Annotated in this window: 3 protein-coding genes; 2 read left to right on the forward strand and 1 reads right to left on the reverse strand. The window is 43.2% G+C overall.

Annotated elements, in window-relative coordinates:
- Positions 1-418: 418 nt before the first annotated feature.
- Together KXG62_RS33670 and KXG62_RS33675 are read left to right on the forward strand one after the other, a co-directional pair.
- Positions 419-589 carry a hypothetical protein gene (locus tag KXG62_RS33670; protein WP_218096373.1) on the forward strand — a complete coding sequence of 57 codons (171 nt, stop codon included), beginning with the start codon at positions 419-421 and terminating at the stop codon, positions 587-589.
- A 31-nt stretch (positions 590-620) separates the two neighbouring features.
- On the forward strand, positions 621-800 hold the full coding sequence (locus KXG62_RS33675; protein WP_218096374.1) for a hypothetical protein: 180 nt from the start codon (positions 621-623) through the stop codon (positions 798-800).
- A gap of 512 nt (positions 801-1,312) precedes the next feature.
- On the opposite strand, the gene KXG62_RS33680 is transcribed toward KXG62_RS33675, so the two are convergent.
- Complete coding sequence (locus tag KXG62_RS33680; RefSeq protein ID WP_218096375.1) at positions 1,313-3,337, reverse strand: phage/plasmid primase, P4 family; 2,025 nt, start codon at positions 3,335-3,337, stop codon at positions 1,313-1,315.
- Positions 3,338-3,648 lie beyond the last annotated feature (311 nt).

The following is a 3,648-nucleotide window of genomic DNA, read 5'->3' on the forward strand; positions in this document are numbered from 1 at the left end:
ATCTTACTGCTTCATCTTTGAATACTTTGTCGTACCGTTTCATTGTCTCTCGTCCCCTCGTCATCTTCATTTTATTTCATACGAGGGTGTTTTTCGACTGCATAATTATAGTAGCACTCCAGGCAGCTCTAGACGCTCAAGACAGAGCTCGAAGAGGGATTTTGACCTGTGAAATTATTCTGAAATCCATAGTAAATAGTATTCGTTTCCGGATTGACGAGATGGACTTGGAAACGCTAAAACGGATAAACGAGACTGTATGAAATCGAAGCAGAGCACGGCGGAAGCTTATAAAAAAATATGGGAACAGAGGCTCTCTTTTCACGATTCATTGAATTGGAACGGATTATCCATGACGAAATTACCGAATTACAGCGTATAATAATTGGAAAGAAGCATACAAAGGAGGTATTCAACATTGACTGAGCAAAACAAAGACGAGAAGAAGATCGGAACGCATGATCCCACATCATGTATGACCGAAGAACAAGAAGTAAAAGCCGCCGCTCGTTCGAAAATGATCCGAGAAATGGCAGAGTGCATATGTGATCAGAATGATAATGGGCTTAGAAGGCTTTCAAAAGATTGAGAAGTATCCCCAATAAATGGAGGGTTATAGGATGGATAAGGAAAAGGCTAAACTGAAAATGACTACTCAAATGTCTGAAACGCCCACTCTGTACGGAGAAGATGCGAGAAGGGTACTTGAGGAAATCAAGCGGATTCCAACAAAAGAACAGCTTGGAGAATTGAACAAAAAGTACAATAAACTTCTTGGCGATGTCCAGCGTACAAGGTGATAAGATGATGGTCTGTGCAGGTGTGTAAAAAGACTGAGAGGAATACACCGGTCTTTGCTCAAAAAGGACGATACCGGTATAATTCCCGAAGTCTCCGATCCCTGATTGTTTGTATCATTCATTATTTCCCGTTGATAGATATCTGAACAACGAAGCCCACTTCTGCCACTTTTAAGTCATACTATTCATATGAACGTACCATTAATTTTTTCCCATCGATGCCATTCAGCCAACTTTGATGATAAAAATGGCTATCTCCAAAACAAAGGTAGTACCTAACCTTTGTTTTTATTTTTGCCAAAATGTCATTTTCTTTAGGGGATTATGGGAATAAAGGTTTTGTATAAAAAAATAATATTATAGATATACACCTGAGTTCGCTAGAAAGATGGCAAAATGGCGGAGCGGCTTTTTTACAAATGGTTCGTATCTATTTCAGACGTTACAGATTCGCTCGGGGATCTGCTATTTGGCATAAATGGCAAAAGGAAAGCAGGGGTTACCCCCTGCTTCTAAAACTTATTTGTTGGATCGAGAACTATGCCCCTGAAGACTCGTTTATCATTATCTCGGCCTTCGGTGATACCAGGGACCTCTAATAGAAGCTGATAAAACTTGTGGATATTTACTGCTTCGTACCCGCTATTCTCACACCACACTTTATAAGCCCAATATAGCTCCTTCTTAACGACAAAGGCATTTTGCGAAACCTCACATTCTTCACGAATAAACAGGAGTACGTTATTTGAATCCAATGAGTATTCATCAAGTGCCGCCGCAGTACTTTCATTCTCACTGAACCCAATTTGCGCTTCCAACCTGTTTAATGCCGTAATGACAACATTGAGCAATCCAGACATCTCTTCAGGAGTGGTCAATGTGCGTATGAAGTTTGGTATTATCTCATTCTTACCCAACTTCATAGTAAATGGGATGATGATCCAACGACGACGGTAACCATGGCTGTTATCATTGGACGGCGGGAGTTCGTTAGCTGAGAAGATAAGTGTTGCCATACTCCGCATAACAAAACGATCTTTTCCTTTGAACTCTGCTTCGATTGGTTCACCATTTGTCAGTATCTTGAAAACGTCAGTATCTTTGATTCGCGCTGACTTCAAGTCGTCATAGCTATTAACGAGTTTGTTCATCAAGCCGGCCCGGGCAAAGCGATTACCTTCGAGGTCATGGATCGACACATGAGAGACGTTTTGCTGACCAACAAATGTGCTTAACAATTCAAGGAATGTGCTTTTACCATTGCTACCTCTTCCCTTCAGTAGAAATGCTTTTTGATAAGGTAATGCTGGCAGTAAGCAGTAACCGATCAGTTCCTCTAGAACTGGAATCGTATCCTGTGGAACGAGACATTTTAGAAATCGCTCGATCTGTGGACATTTGGCAGCGGGGTCGTAGTTAACCGGAATTTGCATTGTCCATCGCATTTCGGGAGTATGAGGCATTAGTTCGCCAGATCGCCAATTCAGTAGCCCGTTCTTTACGTTAAGATAACCTAGATCCGGGTTTACTTTATTTAGCCATTCCTCCTGATCGATTTCAGTCTCCCGCTCGATCCAATTGACGACCTCATTAACGTTTTTGGTGGTAGCCCTGTTTTCTAGGGTATCTTGCGCAGACTTTTTCAAGATCCTTTTGCCGTCGGGGATGTAAATACCATCTTTAAAGCAGTAAATTCGCCCATTGAACGCAAAGCAAGGATGAGCTTCCAGTAAACTACGTCCTATTTCTACATGCCCGGCTCTGCCCAGCGATGTCTGAAAATCCCGATTGAAATCGCTGGGTTGATTCTTTGAAACGCTACCGAGGATTTGAACTACTTCCTGCCCTTCGAGCGAAGGGATGACAAGGTTATCATTCATAAACTGTATAGTCGCTGCAATTTGTTCTACTGATCGCCCCAATGCTTGGAGTCGGCATCCATGGCGATAGAGGGTGTCATTTCGACTGCCTTCATCAATTGGCAACTCAAATTCCCGCCCCGCTTTACCAATGACTTTGAGGCTGTTTAACCAAGACGGAAGTACAGATAAATCACCACCATCCACGTGACGAACCCATTCCCGACCCTCCGTATTGGTGGTTGGCAGTACGATATACCCTTTCCCTGGAAGGCGATAATCGACGCAAAAACCCACATCGGTCATGACCCTAACCTGCTGTTTGGTGATTACCCGATTATCCTTGAAGACGAATTGGAAACCATTCACTGTGCGGATAGCATGGAAAATCAAGCCTTCACCTTCCAACGTGTTTAGAAGGAGCTTACCTTCATCGCGATCATCGACATCGACGACGATATACCCGTTCGGAATGGGGAGTCCAATCCATCCCTGCTGCTCCAGCCATAAGTGTGCTTTAGTCATCGAAAGACTCGGCCAACCTTTTTCAACGGGTATCTTGGCATCATTGTACACCTTGGAAAGGTTGTGCATTGAATACCCACGCAATTTTATCAGTTTGACGGGCTCATCAAAAAATTTGGAAACGTCTAAACTAGAATTGTAACTGTATTTCATTTGAAATACTCCTTTCAATATAGTATTCATCAACTAGACTTGACGGCATGAAGTATTGCGAAAATGCCTTCGCCTATAAAGGTTGGAAGGGTCGGGTATCTAGGCAGGAAGAGGCTTTGATTTCTAGGCTCAAATCCTGCCTATAGTGTTAAAGAAACGGAGACCTCTACAAAGGTCTTCTTTTTTGTGTGGCGTGCCCAGAAAGCACGCATCTTCTAGCCGGTGAAGGTCCGGTCGCGGGAGGGGCCAAGCCCCCGCGTAGCTAGGATACTTGCGTATGGCGAAATCTGTGCGTAAAAGCGTATCGACAA

Source organism: Paenibacillus solanacearum (assembly GCF_910593845.1).
GTDB classification, from domain to species: domain Bacteria; phylum Bacillota; class Bacilli; order Paenibacillales; family NBRC-103111; genus Paenibacillus_G; species Paenibacillus_G solanacearum.